We start from the raw sequence: 17,331 nt of genomic DNA on the forward strand, positions 1-17,331 counted from the left end.
GCCCGGGCTGGTGCGCGTCAGTGACGCGCACCGGCCGGGCGCCCGTCAGTGACGCGCCCCCTGTTCCGGCGCCGCGTGCCGGTCGCGAGCGGCACCGATGCCGATGACGGCCTGCGGCACCAGCAGCACGATGAGCATCACCAGCGGCACCGTCCAGCCGTCGGTCAGCTGGTGCACCGCGCCCAGTGCGAGCGGTCCCACCGAGGCCAGCAGATAGCCGAAGCACTGGGCCATGCTGGACAGTTGCGCGGCATGCCGGCCGTCCGGCGCCCGCTCCACGATGAACAGCATCGCGAGCGAGATCGCCGCGCCCTGGCCGAGCCCGAGCAGGATCATCCAGAGGTAGGCCCCGCCCACAGGGGCGCAGATGAGCCCCACGAAACCGCCCACGGTCAGCACCGCGCCGACCGTCGCCAGCAGACCGGGCCGTACGCCCCGGGAGGCCAGCACCGGGGAGACGAAGGCCCCGGCGATGCCCAGCAGGCTGGAGAAGGACAGCATCCATCCCGCGGTGCCCTCGGCCATGCCCGCGTTGCTCAGGATGGTCGGCAGCCAGGCGGCAGCGGCGTAGTACGAGAGGGACTGCAGCCCCATGTAGCCGGTGACCAGCCAGGCGACCGGGTGGCGCCAGAGCCCCCGGACGGGATGGGCCGCGCTGCGTGCCTCAGCGGCACTGGCCCGGCTGTGGCGGCGGATCTGCGGGGCCCAGACGATGACGGCCACCAGGCCCAGCAGCCCCCAGAGTGCCAGCGTGGAGCGCCAGTCCAGGTGGGCGGCGTGCTCGACGGGGACGGTGATACCGGCCGCCAGGGCGGCGCCGCCGAACAGCGACATCGAGTAGAGGCCCGTCATCAGGCCGACCCGGTGCGGGAAGTCCCGCTTGATGACGCCGGGCAGCAGGACGTTGGCCACGGCGATGCCCGCACCCACGACGACCGTGCCGCCGAGCAGCGCGGCCATCGAGGGCAGCAGCCGCAGCGCGGTCCCGGCGCAGATCAGCACCATGGTGCCGAGGAGCGCGGGCTCCATGCCGAACCGGCGCCCCAGACGCGGTGCGAAGGGGGCCAGCAGTCCGAAACAGAGCAGCGGCAGGGTGGTCAGCAGCCCGACCGCGGTGGCGGACATCCCGGTGTCGTCGCGGATGGTGTCGAGCAGGGGCGAAGCGGCGACCAGGGCGGGGCGCAGATTCAGCGCCAGGACGATCACGCCGAAGGCGAGCAGCCCGCCCGGCCGCACCGCGGGCCCGGGCGCCGCGGGTATCCGTTCGCCGGAGGTCCGGGGTGCGGTCTGCTCGGCAGGGGTGCCCGTCATGAGCGGCCTCCAGTGTTCTCGTCGGGGCACGCCTCGGCGTCCGCCCCCGGGCCGGGGCCCGCTGCGCCGCCGTCCGGACCGCCGGGCAGGGGGTCCGCGTCCTGCAGGGTCCGTACGGAGGCGATGGTCTCGTTGATGTAGTGCTCGACGCTGCGGACCGCCCGGTCCGCGTCCGCCGCCTCGATCGCGTCCACCAGGGCGGCGTGCGAATCCAGCTGGAAGCGCGGCCCGTCCGGGAGCGGGGCGTGGGCGACGGAGGTGATGGCGGCGCGCAGCCCGTCGGTGAGGTGGCTGTACAGATCCGTGAGCATGCCGTTGTGCGCGGCGGCCACCACCGTACGGTGGAAGGCGACATCCGCTTCGACGAACTCCGCCGGGTCCGGCTGCTGCCTGGTCTCGTCGCGCCGTCGCAGCGCGGCCCGCAGTGCGGTCAGGTCCTCGGGGGTACGGCGCTCGGCCGCCAGCCGGGCGGCGTCGCGCTCCAGACCGGCGCGTACCTCCAGCGCCTCCAGATGGCTCGCCCGGCGCAGCCGCCGCAGCAGCGCGGCGCCGAGGTCGTCGGCGGCGCGTACATAGGTCCCGTCGCCCTGGCGCGGCTCCAGCATCCCGCTGTGCACCAGGGCGCGCACCGCCTCACGCACCGTGTTGCGGCCGACGCCCAGCAGCTCCACCAGGACCGGCTCGGCCGGGATCTTCGTACCGACCGGCCACTCCCGGGACTCGATCAGGGTCTGCAGCTGGTCGATCACGCGTCCGACCAGACTGGTGCGCTCCGTCGCGCGCAGCGGCATGTCCACCTCCAGGCTCAATTCCTCCAATCAACCTAACATCCCATGTTTGATTCGCGGAGGGCCGGGGCCGGAGGCCGTACGGAGGCGGCCGGAGCCGGGACCGGGCAGAGGCCCGCGGCGCCGCCGCTACCGGGCCGAGTTGCGGGCGCGCCCGGCGGACCCGGCGGCGTCGGACCCCGCGGCGTCGGGTCCGTCCTCGGCGCGCGCCACCCGGTCCCGGACCGAGCCGACACCCCTGCCGAGCGCGCCCACCGCGAGCAGGAGCACCACCGTGCCCAAGGTGAACGCCTCGAACGTGGTACGGCTGACTCCCCAGGTGCTCCGGAAGTCGTAGCCGACACCGAGGAGCGCTTCCAGGGTGCCGGGGAAGAGCGCGACCCACGAGCCGACGAGGATCCAGACGTAGACGAGGGCCGCGCAGACCCGGAAGCCCGGGGTACCGAAGGGCACGGTGTAGGGGCGGGGGGTGTCGCGGTGGCGGTGGCGCAGGGTGACCAGCGCCGGGACGACGACCAGGTAGGAGAGGAGCAGCGTGGTGATGGCCACGGTGAGGACGACACCGAAGACCGCCGCGCTGTCGCCCCGTACCAGAACCGTCGCGGCGACCATGAAGACCGTGGCGGTGATCCCGGAGAGCAGATTCATCCGCACCGGGGTGCCGAGCCCGCGGTGGAAGGCGCCGAGCGAGCGGCCGAAGAACCCGCCGTCGGCCGCCGCCATGGCCTGCATCCGGTCGCTGACGATCATCCAGGCGCTGCCCTGGGTGAGCAGCGCGAAGGCGAACATGACCCCGGCAGCCGTCAGCAGCGGCCCGCTCCAGGAGCCGTACACGCCGAAGACCAGGGCCGCGGCCTCCATGAACCCGCCGATGCCGGTGACCTTGTCGGCGGGGGCCACCGACAGGATGGCGATGACCGGCAGCAGATAGCAGCAGGCCGCGACGGACGCGGAGACCGCGATGGAGACGGGCACATCGCGCTTGGCGTCGTGCATCTCGTCGCCCGCCGCGTTCGGCGCCTCGAAGCCCACGTACGCGAAGAGCAGGACGGGCACCAGGGCGAGGAACCCGGCGGTGGTCGGTGTGAACCGCGCGTGCTCCAGCCCGCTGAAACCGTGCCGCAGGCCGTAGGCCAGGGCGGTACCGGTGAACAGCAGGACGCAGCCGACCTTGACGACCGCGCCCGCCGTGGTGATCCATTTGCCGCGGCGCAGCGAGACGACGGCGGTCAGGATCGAGGCCCAGATGAAGACGAGCTTGAAGGCGTAGTCGGCGAAGGTACCGCTGCCCAGGTGCGACACATAGCTGTTCCAGGCGTCGGACGCGGCGAAGACCAGCGAACCGCCCAGCCAGACCGGGTTGGTGACCCAGTAGAAGAGTGTGGTGAGCGCGGCCGTCGCCTTGCCGAAGGCGAGCTTGACCCAGACATAGGGGCCGCCCTCCTGCGGAAAGGCCGCGCCCGTCTCCGCGAAGAGCAGCGCGTACGGGACGAGGAAGAGCAGCGCGATGACCGCGGTCCAGGTGACCGCCTCGCCGCCACCGGTGGCGATCTGGCCGACCACGTCGAAGGAGATGACGGCGGCGATCCCCATCGCCATGATGTCGAAGCGGCGCAGGCTGCGGGAGAGATGGGGCGGCGGGGGCACGGCCGCTGGTGCGGGTGAGGCCGGTGGTGCAGACACGGGGTCCTCCTGCTGGCACGCGCCGCGGGAGGCACGTGAAGAACGGTGGGATACGGCCGGTGGCGCGCCCGCCCACGGGGGCGCCGGAGTGACGGGCGGGGCCGGCCGCGGCGGCCGGCCCCGCCCGTGCGTGCGCCGGGTGTGCTCAGGCCCGGACCTCTCCGGTGGGCAGGGTGCGCTCCAGGACCGAACGCAGGGCCACGGCAGCCTCCTTGGCCTCGGCGTCCGTCATGATCAGCGGGGGCGACAGGACCAGACTGTGCGCCGAGTCGCGGACGATGACACCGGTCTCGCGCCGGATCACGTCGTGCGGCATCCGTGCCGGGTCAAGGGGGAGCGGGGCACGGGACGCGCGGTCGGCGACGAGTTCGACGGCCAGCATCATCCCGACCGACCTGATCTCTCCCACGATCGGCAACTCGCCCAGCTGCGAGTCCAGTTCGGCGTGGAGCCGGGCGCCCATGGTGACGGCGCGGCCGAGCAGCCCCTCGCGCTCGATGATGTCGAGGTTGGCCAGGGCGACGGCGGCCGCGACCGGATGGCCGTTGTACGTGTAGCCCATCGGGAAGCCGTGGTCGCGCAGCAGCACATCGGCGACCCGGTCGGCGACCAGCAGCGCGCCGAGCGGGATGTATCCGGAGGTGATGCCCTTGGCGGTGACGATGATGTCGGGGGTGACACCGAAGTGCTGGGCCGCGAACCACTCGCCGACGCGGCCGTATGCGGTGACGACCTCGTCGAAGACGAGCAGGATCCCGTGCCGGTCGAGAACCTCGCGCACCCGCGGCCAGTAGTCGGCGGGCGGTACGAGCATGCCGCCGACGCCCATGATGGGTTCACCGATCATGGCGGCGATGTTGCCGGGCCCGATGTCCGCGATACGGGCCTCCAGTTCGGCGATCAGGAAGTCGGTGGGGTCCTGGCCGCCGTACAGCTCGGTGCGGTAGGGCCACGGCGGGGTGAGGTGCGAGACATGCGGCATCATCGGCGCGAACCCCTCGTGGTAGACGGGGAATCCGGTGGCGGAGCCGCCGCCGTAGCCGATGCCGTGGTACGCCTTGTCCCGGGCCAGGATCCAGGTGCGGTCGGTGTCGCCACGCCGGTGGTGGTAGTAGCGGGCCATCTTGATGGCGGCCTCGTTGCCCTCGGAGCCGCCCGATGTGAAGTAGACGTGGTCCAGACCGGCGGGGGCGAGCGAGGCCAGCCGGGCGGCGAGCGCGACGGCCTTGTCGTTGGAGAACTCCCAGAAGCTGGTGAAGTACTCCAGCTGCTTCATCTGGTCGAAGGCGACCTGGGCGACCTCCTCGCGGCCGTGGCCGATCTGCGCGAGCCAGAGCCCGCCGGTCGCGTCGAGGTAGGAGCGTCCCGCGGCGTCCGTGAGCCGGCAGCCGGAGCCGCCGGTCATCACGACCCGCTCATCGGCGGACCCGGGGAGGTAGGGGTGGATGATGTGTGCCCGGTCGGTGGCGGCGAGTTCGGCATGGCTGAAGGGCATGGCCGTCAGTCCTTTCGTTGCGGTGCGGTTCGTTGCTCAGCTGTCCGTTGCACAGCTGTCCGTTGCTGTGCGATTCGGTGCTGCGCGATGAGTCGGTGCCGTGTGTGGTCGGGCCTGGGCCCGGTCAGGCCGGGCCGGTCAGCTCTACGGCTGCCAGGGCCAGTGCCTTGGCGGTGTCGACGAGATCGCTGACCTCGATGTACTCGTCGATCGTGTGGAGGGTCGGTGATCCGTCCGGCCTGGTAGCGGTGGGTCCCAGGCAGACGGCGGGGGTACGTCCGAAGCGGGTGAGCGTCGCCGCGTCGGTCCAGGAGGGCTCGCCGAGCACCCGGGGCGTGCGGCCCAGCGCGGTGGCGCAGGCGGCGAGCCGTACGGGCAGCGGGTGACCGGATCCGACCTCGGCGGGCGGCAGTTCGGTGTCCCAGGCGAACCGGGGCGGGTGTGCGGACAGCCAGCCGTCCCGGGCGCAGGCCGCGCGTACCGTCCGCTCGATGTCGTCCCGTACCCGGCTCGCCCAGCCGCCCTCGTCTGCCTGGACCGGCAAGTACGTGATGTCCAGGGCGACTTCACAGGAAGCCGGGTAGGTCACCCACCACTCGCCGCCCCGGATGGTGGTCGGCACGATCGACGGCGGCGGCAGCAGCGGGTGCCGGTGCGCCGGGTCGGCCGCCCAGCGTTCGCGCAGCTCCTGGAGTGCGGCGAGCACGGGCAGGGTCTTCTCGATGGCGTTGACCGCGCCTCCGGAGCGCCAGTCGCCCGGCGGGTGCTCGGCGTGCCCGGGGCGGCCCGCGACGGTGACGGTGCCGCCGAGTATGCCCCGCTGCGCGGTGACGACATCGAGATCGGTCGGCTCCGGGACGATCGCCGCGTCGGCGCGTACGCCGTGGTGGACCGAGGCGAGGGTGCCCGCGCCGTTCCACTCCTCGTCGGTCGCGGTGTTGACCAGCAGATCGCCCGGCAGCCTGATACCGAGAGCGGCGAGCGCCTCGGCGGCGACGACCGCTGCCGCGATACCGCCCTTCATGTCACAGGTACCGCGCCCGTACAGCCGCCCGTCACGGACCTCCGCGCGGAACGGATCACTGCTCCAGTCGGCCGCCGGCTCGGCGGACACCACATCGATATGCCCGTTGAACAGCAGTGACCTGCCGCCCCCGGTGCCCGGGAAGCGGGCGATCAGCTGCGGGCGGCCGTCGAAGCCGAGCCCCGCCGGTGTCTGCGGCGACGCGGGCAGGGCGCCCGGGGCCGGGGTGAAGACATCGGCGGTGGCGCCGGCCGCGCGCAGCCGCTGGGCCAGATACTCCTGGAGGTCGGCCTCGTCGCGGGCGGGTTCGGACGCGCTGCCGCGCACCGTCGTGTCGAAGGCCACCAGGTCGCAGGTGAGGCGGACCAGGTCGTCGGCGCGCCGGTCGATCTCCTCCAGGACGGAGTCCACATCCGAGGTGTTCATGCGTAGTCGATCCAAGTCGTCTTCAGGCCGGTGTACTTGTCGAAGGAGTGCAGGGACAGATCGCGGCCGAAGCCCGACTGCTTGAACCCGCCGAACGGGGTGGCGGGACTCAGCGCGTCCACGGTGTTGACCGAGACCGTCCCGGCGCGCAGCGCGTCGGCGACCCGGTGGGCGCGGGAGAGGTCACGGGTCCAGAGCGAGGCGGCGAGGCCGTACGGGGAGTCGTTGGCGATCCGTACCGCGTCGGCCTCATCGGTGAACGGCAGTACGGTCAGCACCGGCCCGAACAGTTCGTCGCGTGCCAGTGGCGCGTCCGGGGCGAGGCCGGTGACCACGGTCGGGTCCAGATAGGCTCCGGGCCGCTCGGGGCGGGTGCCGCCGCAGGCGATCCGGCCGCCCGATCCGGTGACCGCCGCGAGGATCCGTACGGCCTGCTCCTCGTCGACCAGCGGCCCGAGCCGGGTGGCCGGGTCGAGCGGATCGCCGGGGACGTAGGCGACGGTGTGCTTGACGACCCGCTCGGTGAACTCGTCGGCGATCGAAGCGTCGACCAGCAGCCGGGTGTTGGCGGAGCAGACCTGCCCCGCGTTGGAGAGGAAGCCCCACGCGGCGCGCTCCGCCGCGGCGTCCAGATCGGCGTCGGCGAAGACCAGGCACGGGCTCTTGCCGCCCGCCTCCAGCCACACCTGCTTCATATTGGAATCGGCCGCGTACGACAGGAACCGCTTGCCGACCGATGTGGAGCCGGTGAAGACGAGGGTGTCCACGTCCGGGTGGAGCCCCAGCGCGCGCCCGGCCTCCGGCCCCGGCCCCGGCACGACGTTGAGCACTCCTTCGGGCAGCCCGGCTTCCATGGCGAGTTCGGCCAGCCGGAGCGCCGAGAGCGGGGACTGCTCGGCGGGCTTGAGTACGACGCTGTTGCCCGCCGCCAGTGCGGGCGCGAGCTTCCAGACGGCGATGTCCAGCGGGAAGTTCCACGGCACGACCGCGCCGACGACGCCGAGCGGTGCACGCCGCACCAGCGCGAGGCTGCCCGGCGGGGTGGGGGCGACCTCGTCGTACAGCTTGTCGGCCGCCTCCGCGTACCAGGCGAAACAGCCCGCGGCGCCGGGCACGTCGGTGCCGTACGACTCCGTGATGGGCTTGCCCATGTCGAGGGTGTCGAGGAGCGCGAGCTCCGGGCCGTTCGCCTCGATGAGCGCGGCGAGGCGCAACAGGACCCGTTTGCGGACGGCCGGGTCGGCGCCGGACCAGCCGCCGTCGTCGAAGGCGGTACGGGCGGCGCGCACCGCCGCGTCGATCTCGGGTGCGCCGCCCCGCGCGACCCGGGCGACGGTCCGCCCGGTGGCCGGGTCGACGGTGGCGAAGGTGGCGCCGCCGGCGGCGTCGGCCCAGCGGCCGTCGATGAAGGCACGGGTACGGAAGGAGAGTCCGGCGGCGCGCTGCCGCCAGTCGGCGTGGGTGTTCATACGGTCGGGGCTCCGGAAGTCGGTGCGGGCGAAACGGGCGGTGTCGTGGGGTCGTTGGGGGCGGTGGTGGAGGGAGAGCCGGCGGCGGCCCGGTGGCGGCGTGCGGTCGTCCGGGCGGCGAGCAGATACACGGGGACGGTGACGACGAGCCCCGCGGCCCAGCCGAGATCGGTGTCACCGAGGGCGTGGGCGACCGGCCCGGTGTAGAGGGACTGCGCCATGAACGGGATCTCGGCGAGGATGCCGAGTACGTACACACCCAGTGCCACCGGGTTCCAGCGGCCGTAGATCCCGCCGTCCGCGGCGAAGAACGACGCGACGTCATAGCTGCCGTGCCGGACCAGGTAGAAGTCGACGAGGTTGATCGCCGTCCAGGGGATCAGTACGTACTGCAGGAGGTAGATCAGATCCAGGTAGCTGCTCATGAAGGAACCGGCGAGCACCAGGGCGAGGAAGACGGAGAGCACCGTCAGTGCGGTCCCCAGTACGGCGCGGCCGGTGGCCCGGGGCAGCCAGCGGTGGGCGAAGGTCTGTACGGCGGTGACCGCGCAGAGCACCGCCCCGTACAGGTTCATGGAGTTGGTGAGCATCGTGACCAGGGCGAAGCTCCACAGGGTGAGCTGCCCGAGCGCGCTGCCCAGCAGACCGTCGAGCGCCGCGATCGGGTTGTCGCCGCCGGACAGTCCGATCGCCGCGCCGACCACCATGGGCAGCAGACTGCCGAGGACGCACCCGGCGTAGGTGCACCAGAGCGTCGAGCGGACCCCGGCGCGGTCGGCGGGCATGTAGCGCGAGTAGTCCGAGACGTACGGCGCGTACGCGATCTGCCAGAGCGCGCCCACCGAGACCACGCCGAGGAACCCGCCGACGCTGAAGCCGCCCCGGGTCAGCAGCCCTTCGGGCAGCCCGCCGGTGAACAGCCAGACCGCGCCGACGAGTTGGACGGCGCCGAACACCCAGCTGGTGAGCGCGCCGATCCGGTGCATCAGGCGGTACCCCACCACGGCGACGGCCAGGCTGACCACGCCACCGATCAGCACACCCGTCCGCGTCCCCAGCGGGGTCACCTCGCTCAGGGACTGGGCGCCGACCACCAGATTGGAGGCGAAGAAGCCCTGGTACATGACGATGACGACGAGCACGACGGCGAGCGCGCCCACGGAGCCGAACTGGCCCCGGCTCTGGATCATCTGCGGAACACCGAGCTGCGGGCCCTGCGCCGAATGCAGTGCCATGAGGAAGCCGCCGCCGAGATGACCGACCAGCAGGGCGGCCAGGCTCCACCAGAAGGACAGACCGAAAGCGGTGGGGGCCAGTGCCCCGGTGACGACGGTCAGCGGGCCCAGGTTCGCGCTGAACCAGATGGTGAACAGATCGCGGGTGCGGCCGTGCCGCTCGGAGACGGGGACGGCGTCGATGGTGCGGTGCTCCACGACGCCGGGAGCGGGCGGCGAAGGGTGTTCCATGCTGCCTCCTCGGCGCCGTTCGCAGAGCGCCCTGCCAGGCTGGATTCTTTGATGCGAGATTCAAACAATGCTGAAGGGTGCCGTCAATAGCAGCGACAGGGTGAGATCAGGTAAATTGAATCGACGGACGGAGAACGACTTCATGGCCCGACCCAAGAACCAGGGAGCCCGGCGCGAGGCGCTGATCGACGCGGCCGGCCGGGCGATTTCCGAGCGGGGCATCGCGTCCTTGCGGATCAAGGACATCGCGGCCGAGGCGGGGGTCTCCGCCGGCTCGGTCCTCTACTACTATCCGGACCTCGACGACCTCGTCTTCGAAGTCCACCAGGGCGCCGTCGAGCGGTTCCTCGCCGACCGGCACAGCCGCACGGACGGCATCGCCGACCCCGTGGCGCGGCTGCGCGAGGCCATCGCGTCCGGCCTGCCCGCCGACGCCGAGGACGCCGCGCACCGGCTCCTGTACGAACTCCACAGCAGGGCCGACCGCAGCGCCTCGCACGCCGCGCTGATGGGATCGCTCTTCGCCAGGGAGACCGCCCTGTACGCGACGGTCCTCGAACTCGGCGCCGCATCGGGGGACTTCACACTGACCGAACCTCTCCAGGACACCGCCCGCAATCTGGTCACCCTGGAGGACGGCTACGGTCTGCACATCGTCAGCCGCAACACCGCGGTGGACCGCACGGCCGCGCTGCGGATGATCGCCGGATACGCGCGCACGGCCACCGGCTGCCCGGGGCTGTGAACCGCCGCTGCCCGGCGGGGGCTCCGGAACCGTACGTCGAGAACCCGGGAGGGTAACCGCCCATGCCACCAGTCGCGTTCACGCTGGTCCAGCTGCGCTACTTCGTCGCAGCGGCCGAGGCGGGCAGTATGACCGGCGCCGCCGAACGCCTGCTGATCGCCCAGTCGGCGGTCTCCACCGCCGTGTCCAATCTGGAGCACGAGCTGGGTGTCCAGCTGTTCCTCCGCCGCCGCGCCAAGGGCCTGACCCCCACACCCGCGGGAAACCGGCTGCTGCACGAGGCCCGGAAGCTGCTCGCGCACGCCAGGGAGGTCGCGGACGAGGCGAAGGGGACGGGCGACCGGCTCACCGGCCCGGTGGCGCTGGGCTGCTTCATCACCCTGGCGCCGTTCTTCCTGCCCGCGCTCCTCACCGAGTTCGCCGACCGCTGCCCCGGTGTCGAGGTGAGCGTCCTGGAGGCCGAAGCGACCGAGCTGGGAAGGGCGTTGAACGAAGGCCGGATCGAGTGTGCGCTGACCTACGATTTCGGGTTCGGCCCCGAGGTCCAGCGGGAGACGGTGGCCACCGTACCGGCCCACGCCCTGGTCGCCGCGGGTCACCGGCTGGCCCGACGTGACTCGGTCGACCTGGCCGAACTGGCCGGTGAACCGCTCGTCCTCCTCGATCTGCCGTACAGCCGCGACTACTTCTGGTCGATGGTGAACGCGACGGGCACCCGCCCGGTCGTCCGCCACCGCTCCCAGAGCTATGAGACGGTGCGCTCACTGGTGGCGCGCGGACACGGCTTCTCGGTGCTCAACCAGCTCCCGGCCACCACCCAGACGTACAGCGGCGATGAGGTCGTCGCACTCCCGCTGGCCAGCGCGCACCCCACGCTCGACCTGGTGATCGCCCACCTCGCGGGGGTGCGCCAGACCCGCCGGGCACGCGCCCTGATGGACCTGGTGCGCGAGGTGGTGGCGCGCGATGTGCCGCAGGGGGCGCCGTCCTGAGGTAAGGGCTGTCCCGTCAGGGCGACGGTGCGAGGGAGTTGCTCTCCGCGTGCCGCAGGGCCTCGATCGACTCGATGCGCGCGGCCTGCCCGTCGCTGATCACCTCGCAGATCCAGTCCCAGTGCAGCGCCACCCGGTCACCGGGGCAGACCCCGTCGATCAGTGACCTGCCGCCCGTGGACCAGCGGGCCGCCTCCCGCCGGGCCGGGCCGGGCGCGAGCACGCCGCCGTCCCAGATCAGCGGGCGGGACTCCACGGTCGCCGACTCACCGTCGACGGCGACGACCACCCCGGTACGGATCCGGCACTGGTCCAGCACCGAGAGCGCGGTCGGGTTGCCGCTCGCGCGCAGCAGCGCCGCCCACGGATAGACGTCGAACACCTGGAAGCTGTGGTGCGGCACCGCCCGGTGCGCCGCCTCCCGCCAGGTGCCGCCGGTCTGCCCGCGGAACCGGTCGGTGAGCCGCTCCACCAGCGCCCCGGAGTCGGCCAGCTCCAGCAGCTCGTTGCCGATCCAGTACGCCTCCACCACCCGGACGTCGAGCGGATCCGGGACACCGGCGCACTCCGCCAGGAATTCGAGATAGCACCAGGCCCCCTCGAACTGCCGGGCCCGCTCCTCCATCCCGGCCACCGCACCGGGGCGCAGCAGCGCCGCCGCGTCGTCGGGGCCGCAGTAGCCGAGCTCGTTGGGCGGATAGGCGTAGCGCGCGAACAGCAGCGCGCCCTCGGCGCTCACTCAGCAGATCCGGGGCAGCTGCTCGCCGATCGGCAGCCCGACCACCCGGCTGCCGCCCAGCCCGGTCCTGGCCACCACCATCCCGCGGTGGTCCGCCACGCAGGTACCGATCCGGCAGGCCGCGCGGCCCAGCGGGTGGGCCCGCAGCGCGGCGAGCACCTGCTCCGCGCTCTCCTGCGGGACCACCGCGATGAGCTTCCCCTCATTGGCCACCTGGAGCGGGTCGAGCCCCAGCAGGCTGCACGCGTCGCGCACCGTTTCGGGCACCGGCAGCTCCCGCTCCACCAGCTCGATCCCGACGTCAGCCGCGCGGGCGATCTCGTTCAGCGAGGCCGCGACCCCGCCACGGGTCGGGTCCCGCAGCACATGCAGATCCGCGCCGGTGGCGATCATGTCCGCGACAAGCCCGTGCAACGCGGCCGTGTCGCTCTCGACCGCCGTGCCGAACTCCAGGCCGTCCCGGCAGCTCATCACCGCTACCCCGTGCACCCCGATGTCACCGCTGATCAGCACGGCGTCCCCGGGGCGCGCACGCCGCGCGCCGATATCCACACCGTCGGGCACCACGCCGATCCCCGAGGTGTTGATGAAGACACCGTCACCACTGGCGCTGTCGACGACCTTGGTGTCCCCGGTGACCAGTCTGACCCCGGCCGACCGCGCCGCCGCGCCCAACGCATCGGCGATACGCCCGAGTTCTCCGAGTTCAGTCCCCTCCTGGAGGATGAAGGCCGTCGACAGGAAGAGCGGTACGGCGCCCGACATCGCGAGGTCGTTCACCGTCCCGTTCACGGCCAGGTCGCCGATCGACCCGCCGGGGAAGAACATCGGCTTCACCACGTACGAGTCGGTGGAGAAGGCCAGACGGGGGCCGCCGCCGACGGACAGCACGGCGGAGTCGCCCAGTTCGGCAGCGGCGGCCGCGCCGTACGCGGGCAGGAACAGATGCTCGATCAGCTCGCCCGACATCGCACCGCCGCCCCCGTGGCCCATCACCACGGACGGCGTCTCGCGCAGCGGGACCGGACAGACCCAGCTCTCGAAGTCGAGCTCGGCGGGGGAAGGCATCGCTGTGGGGGAGGGCATCGCTGCGGAGGACTGCATCGCTTCGGTCACTTGGCTTCGACCAGTTCCAGTCGTCGGTACGTGTGGTAGGCGGCGCAGGCTCCCTCGGACGACACCATCGTGGCGCCCAGCGGGTTGCGTGGGGTGCACTCCTTGCCGAAGGCCGGGCACTCATGCGGTTTGATCAGCCCCTGGAGGACGTCGCCCGACCGGCACAGCTCCGACTCGGCGGTACGGATCCCGGTCACGTCGAAACGCAGCTCCGCGTCGAACTCCGCGTACCCGGGCGCCAGCCGCCAGCCGCTGCGCGGGATCGTCCCGATGCCCCGCCAGGTCCGGTCGGTCACCTCGAAGACGTCCCGCAGCATCTCCATGGCCGGCAGATTGCCCTCGTCGCGCACCGCACGCGAGTAGGCGTTCTCCACTTCGTGGCGGCCCTCTTCGAGCTGGACGACCGTGCGGCGGATGCCTTCGAGGATGTCCAGCGGCTCGAAGCCGGTGACGACGATCGGCACCCGGTACTTCTCCGTGAGCGGCGGGTACTCGGAGGTACCCATCACGCTGCACACATGTCCGGCGGCGAGGAAGCCCTGCACCCGGCAGGTGGCGGACTCCATGATCGCCGAGATGGCGGGCGGCACCAGGACATGGGAGACCAGCAGCGAGAAGTTCCGTACCCCCAGGCGCCTGGCCTGGTACACGGTCATCGCGTTCGCCGGGGCCGTGGTCTCGAAGCCGATCCCGAAGAAGACGACCTCCCGGTCCGGGTTCTGCTGGGCCAGTTTCAGCGCGTCGAGCGGTGAGTACACCACCCTTACGTCCCCTCCGGCGCTCTTCACCGAGAACAGGTCCTGGCTGCTGCCCGGCACCCGGAGCATGTCACCGAAGGAGCAGAAGATCACCCCCGGCCGGGCGGCGATGGCGAGCGCCCGGTCGATGATCTCCAGCGGGGTGACGCAGACGGGGCAGCCCGGCCCGTGGATCAGCTCGATGCCCTCGGGCAGCAGCTGGTCGATGCCGTGCCGGATGATCGAATGCGTCTGGCCGCCGCAGACCTCCATCAGGGCCCAAGGCCGGGTGGCCGCCGCATGGATCTGGTCGAGCAGTTTCTTCGCCAGCTCGGGGTCGCTGAACTCGTCGAGATACTTCACCGGCCGGCTCCTTCGGGGGCCTCCTGCTGTGCGGCCCGTGCGGCGAGTTCGAAACCGTCGCCGAACTCCTCCTCCAGGATGCCGAGCCGGTCGAAGTCGGCCAGCGTGCGCCGGGCCGACTCCTCGTCGAGGCGCTGGATGGCGAACCCGACGTGTACGACGACGTACTCACCGGCCGTCACATCCGGGATGTACTGGAGGCACACCTCCTTGCGCACCCCGCCGAAGTCGACATCGGCCATCAACGTGCCGTCGACCTCGGCGGTACTGAGGACTCGCCCCGGAACTGCCAGACACATGGTCCCTCTTCTCTGTGGGTCCCGGTGGGACCCGGTGGATCCTGCGGATCTCTGCGGATGCCCGCGTGTACGGCGGTCAGCCCGACGCGGCGATCAGGAGCTGCCCCAGGGCGATGCCCCCGTCGTTCGGGGGCAGCAGTCTCGGCCGGAGCACGGTGAAGTCCTCCGCCTCCAGGGAGCGTTGAGCGGCTTCGAGGAGTACGGCGTTCTGGAAGACGCCCCCGCCGAGAGCCACCGTCCGCAACCCGGTCCTGCTCCGTGCGCGTGCGGCCAGCGCCACCACCAGACCGGCGACGCCGGCGTGGAACCGTGCCGAGACCAGCTCGGCCGGCACCCCCGCCCGTACGTCCGAGACCACCGCACGCACCACAGGGCCGGGGTCCGCGACGACGGGCCCGCCGTCCGCCGCGTCCCGGATCCCGAAGGAGTAGGCGCCGTCCGGACCCGCTCCCTCGGGCCCCGCGGACCTGGCCAGGCCCTCCAGGCCGATCGCGGCCTCGGCCTCGTACTCCACCTCGTGGCGCACCCCCGCGAGCGAGGCCACAGCGTCGAAGAGCCGGCCCATGCTCGATGTCGGCACACAGCCGAAGCCGGTGCCGAACTGATGGGCCAGCACCTCCCGTTCCCGCGGCGGGCAGGCCCGGACGGACGGCAGCCGCTCGTCCCAGTCGACCCCGGCCGCCCGGAGGTGGGCCAGCGCCATCCGGTACGGCCGCAGCACACTCGCATCGCCGCCCGCCAGCGGTACGTACCCCAGATGTGCCGCCCGCTCGAAGGACTTGTACCCGGCGATCAGCACCTCGCCGCCCCAGGCAGCCCCGTCCGTACCGGCGCCGGTGCCGTCGAAGGCGACCCCGATCACGCTCTCGCCCGGCCCGATGCCGTGCTCACCCATGACGGACGCGATATGGGCGTGGTGGTGCTGCACCCGCCGCACCGGACGGGACCCGGCGTGCGCCACGGCCCAGGCACCCGACCGGTACCCGGGGTGCAGATCGGCCACCAGCTGTTCCGGCCGGACGCCGGTGAGCCGCTCCAGCTGCCGCTCGGTCCCGGTCAGCGCCTCGGCCGTGGCCAGATCGTCCATGTCGCCGATGTGCTGGCTCACCCAGGCGTACCGCCCCTCGCCCAGCGCACAGGTGTTCTTCAGATCCGCGCCGGCCGCGAGGAGCGGTGGTACGTCGAAGGGCAGCGCGAGCGGCAGCGGGGCGTAACCGCGGGAGCGGCGCAGCGGCAGCTCGGCGCCGGCCACGAAGCGGCTGACCGAGTCGTCGCAGGGCACCTCGATCCGCCGGTCGTGCCGCAGCCAGGCATCGGCCAGCGGCGCGAGACCGGTGCGGGCCGCCGCGTCGTCGGTGACGATCGGCTCACCCGTCAGGTTGGCCGAGGTCATCACCAGCGCGTCGGGCCCCGGCCGGTCGTCCCCGATGCCGAAGAGCAGGGCGTGCAGCGGGGTGTACGGGAGCATCAGCCCCAGATCCGGACTGTCCGGCGCCACCGATGCGGCGATTCCGGTCTCCTCCGGCCTCCCGCGCCGCGGCAGCAGCACGATCGGCCTGCGGGCCCCGGTCAGCAACTGCTCCTCGTCCCCGGTCAGCGTCACCAGATCCGCCGCGACCGAGATGTCCGCGACCATCACCGCGAACGGTTTGCCGCCGCGCCGCTTGCGCCGCCGCAGCTCGGCCACCGCCGTCTCGTTGCGGGCGTCGCACGCCAGGTGGTAGCCGCCGAGCCCCTTCACCGCGAGGATCCGCCCGTCGGCCAGCAGCTCCCGGGCCTCCCGCAGCGCGTCCTCGCCGCTCAGCGCGGGCGCCTCGTCCTTGCGGACCAGTTCGAGCACGGGCCCGCACGCATGGCAGGCGATCGGCTGGGCGTGGAAGCGGCGGTCGCCCGGATCGCCGTACTCCGCCCGGCAGTCGGCGCACATCTCGAAATCGGCCATCGTGGTGGCCGCCCGGTCGTAGGGCACACCGGTCACGATGGTGAACCGGGGGCCGCAGTGGGTGCAGGTGATGAAGGGGTGGCGGTAGCGGCGGTTCCCCGGATCGCGCAGTTCCGCCAGGCACTCCCGGCAGGTCGCCACATCGGGCGATACCAGGGTGCGGGCGGGGCCGCCCCCCACGGAGTCGCCGATGGTGAACTCCGTACCGCCCAGGGGCGAAAGCTCCGTCTCCCGGACGGACTCGACCACGGCGAGCACCGGTGCGTCCGTGCGCAGCCTGCGGCCGAACTCCGCCACCGACCCGGCCTCGCCCTCTACTTCGGCGACCACTCCGGAGCCGGTGTTCACCACCGCACCGCTGAGGCCGAGTTCACGGGCCGTCACATAGACGAAGGGCCGGAACCCGACCCCCTGGACCACACCGTGCACCTCGAACCGCCGCCGCACCCGGCCCGCCGGGGCGCCGTCACCCGTCGGCTCCGCTTCGCTGCCCGGCTCCTCGGCGCGGCCCCGGCCCATCATCTCCAGACCGGAGAGCGCCTCACCGGCCTTCGCCGCGTCGATGACCTCCATCGCGAAGCCCATGTGGAGGAGCACCCAGTCGCCGTGGGCAGGAGGGGAGTCGAGCATCCCGACATTGATGCGCCGCTGCGCGCCCTCGACATCGACGAGTGCGAGCTGGCCGGCATATCCGTCGACGAGCTCCACGACCCGCCCCGGAATGCCAAGGCACATG

At 72.2% G+C, this 17,331-nt stretch carries 14 protein-coding genes; 2 read left to right on the plus strand and 12 right to left on the minus strand.

Going from position 1 to position 17,331, the window contains the following annotated elements:
* Positions 1-45: 45 nt before the first annotated feature.
* The 7 genes from ACWGKJ_RS30015 to ACWGKJ_RS30045 all read right to left on the minus strand — a co-directional run bounded on the left by ACWGKJ_RS30015 (position 46) and on the right by ACWGKJ_RS30045 (position 9,662).
* Positions 46-1,311, minus strand: a complete 1,266-nt coding sequence (locus ACWGKJ_RS30015) for a CynX/NimT family MFS transporter (protein WP_385024420.1) — start codon at positions 1,309-1,311, stop codon at positions 46-48.
* A complete protein-coding gene (locus tag ACWGKJ_RS30020) occupies positions 1,308-2,129 on the minus strand; it encodes a FadR/GntR family transcriptional regulator (protein ID WP_385024422.1) in 822 nt (273 codons plus the stop codon). The genes ACWGKJ_RS30015 and ACWGKJ_RS30020 overlap by 4 nt, the downstream gene beginning before the upstream one ends.
* Positions 2,130-2,228: 99 nt before the next feature.
* Entirely contained in the window at positions 2,229-3,782 is a 1,554-nt protein-coding gene (locus ACWGKJ_RS30025; protein WP_385024424.1) for an APC family permease, read from the minus strand.
* Positions 3,783-3,927: 145 nt separating this feature from the next.
* Positions 3,928-5,277 (minus strand): aminotransferase family protein, encoded by a 1,350-nt coding sequence (locus ACWGKJ_RS30030; RefSeq protein WP_385024426.1) that lies wholly within the window; start codon positions 5,275-5,277, stop codon positions 3,928-3,930.
* A 124-nt stretch (positions 5,278-5,401) separates the two neighbouring features.
* A complete protein-coding gene (locus ACWGKJ_RS30035) occupies positions 5,402-6,727 on the minus strand; it encodes an ArgE/DapE family deacylase (protein ID WP_385024428.1) in 1,326 nt (441 codons plus the stop codon).
* Positions 6,724-8,196 (minus strand): aldehyde dehydrogenase, encoded by a 1,473-nt coding sequence (locus ACWGKJ_RS30040; protein ID WP_385024430.1) that lies wholly within the window; start codon positions 8,194-8,196, stop codon positions 6,724-6,726. The genes ACWGKJ_RS30035 and ACWGKJ_RS30040 overlap by 4 nt, the downstream gene beginning before the upstream one ends.
* Positions 8,193-9,662, minus strand: a complete 1,470-nt coding sequence (locus ACWGKJ_RS30045) for a purine-cytosine permease family protein (RefSeq protein ID WP_385024432.1) — start codon at positions 9,660-9,662, stop codon at positions 8,193-8,195. Before ACWGKJ_RS30045 ends, ACWGKJ_RS30040 begins: the two co-directional genes overlap by 4 nt.
* Positions 9,663-9,804: 142 nt before the next feature.
* Between ACWGKJ_RS30045 and ACWGKJ_RS30050 the strand changes: the two genes are divergently transcribed.
* Complete coding sequence (locus tag ACWGKJ_RS30050) at positions 9,805-10,407, plus strand: TetR/AcrR family transcriptional regulator (protein WP_385024434.1); 603 nt, start codon at positions 9,805-9,807, stop codon at positions 10,405-10,407.
* Positions 10,408-10,469: 62 nt separating this feature from the next.
* Positions 10,470-11,399, plus strand: coding sequence for a LysR family transcriptional regulator (locus ACWGKJ_RS30055; RefSeq protein ID WP_385024436.1), 930 nt, complete (start codon positions 10,470-10,472; stop codon positions 11,397-11,399).
* Positions 11,400-11,415: 16 nt separating this feature from the next.
* On the opposite strand, the gene ACWGKJ_RS30060 is transcribed toward ACWGKJ_RS30055, so the two are convergent.
* The 5 genes from ACWGKJ_RS30060 to hypF form a co-directional block, all read right to left on the minus strand.
* A complete protein-coding gene (locus tag ACWGKJ_RS30060; RefSeq protein ID WP_385024438.1) occupies positions 11,416-12,138 on the minus strand; it encodes a DUF6390 family protein in 723 nt (240 codons plus the stop codon).
* The gene (hypE, locus tag ACWGKJ_RS30065; RefSeq protein WP_453315871.1) at positions 12,139-13,224 is read right to left on the minus strand and encodes a hydrogenase expression/formation protein HypE; all 1,086 of its coding nucleotides are present in this window, start codon (positions 13,222-13,224) and stop codon (positions 12,139-12,141) included.
* A gap of 26 nt (positions 13,225-13,250) precedes the next feature.
* A complete protein-coding gene (gene hypD, locus ACWGKJ_RS30070; protein ID WP_385024442.1) occupies positions 13,251-14,354 on the minus strand; it encodes a hydrogenase formation protein HypD in 1,104 nt (367 codons plus the stop codon).
* Positions 14,351-14,653 carry a HypC/HybG/HupF family hydrogenase formation chaperone gene (locus ACWGKJ_RS30075; RefSeq protein ID WP_385024444.1) on the minus strand — a complete coding sequence of 101 codons (303 nt, stop codon included), beginning with the start codon at positions 14,651-14,653 and terminating at the stop codon, positions 14,351-14,353. The genes hypD and ACWGKJ_RS30075 overlap by 4 nt, the downstream gene beginning before the upstream one ends.
* Positions 14,654-14,729: 76 nt before the next feature.
* Complete coding sequence (hypF, locus tag ACWGKJ_RS30080) at positions 14,730-17,330, minus strand: carbamoyltransferase HypF (protein ID WP_385024446.1); 2,601 nt, start codon at positions 17,328-17,330, stop codon at positions 14,730-14,732.
* Between the last annotated feature and the right edge of the window lies 1 nt (position 17,331).

It is taken from the genome of Streptomyces sp. NPDC054757, from assembly GCF_053612185.1.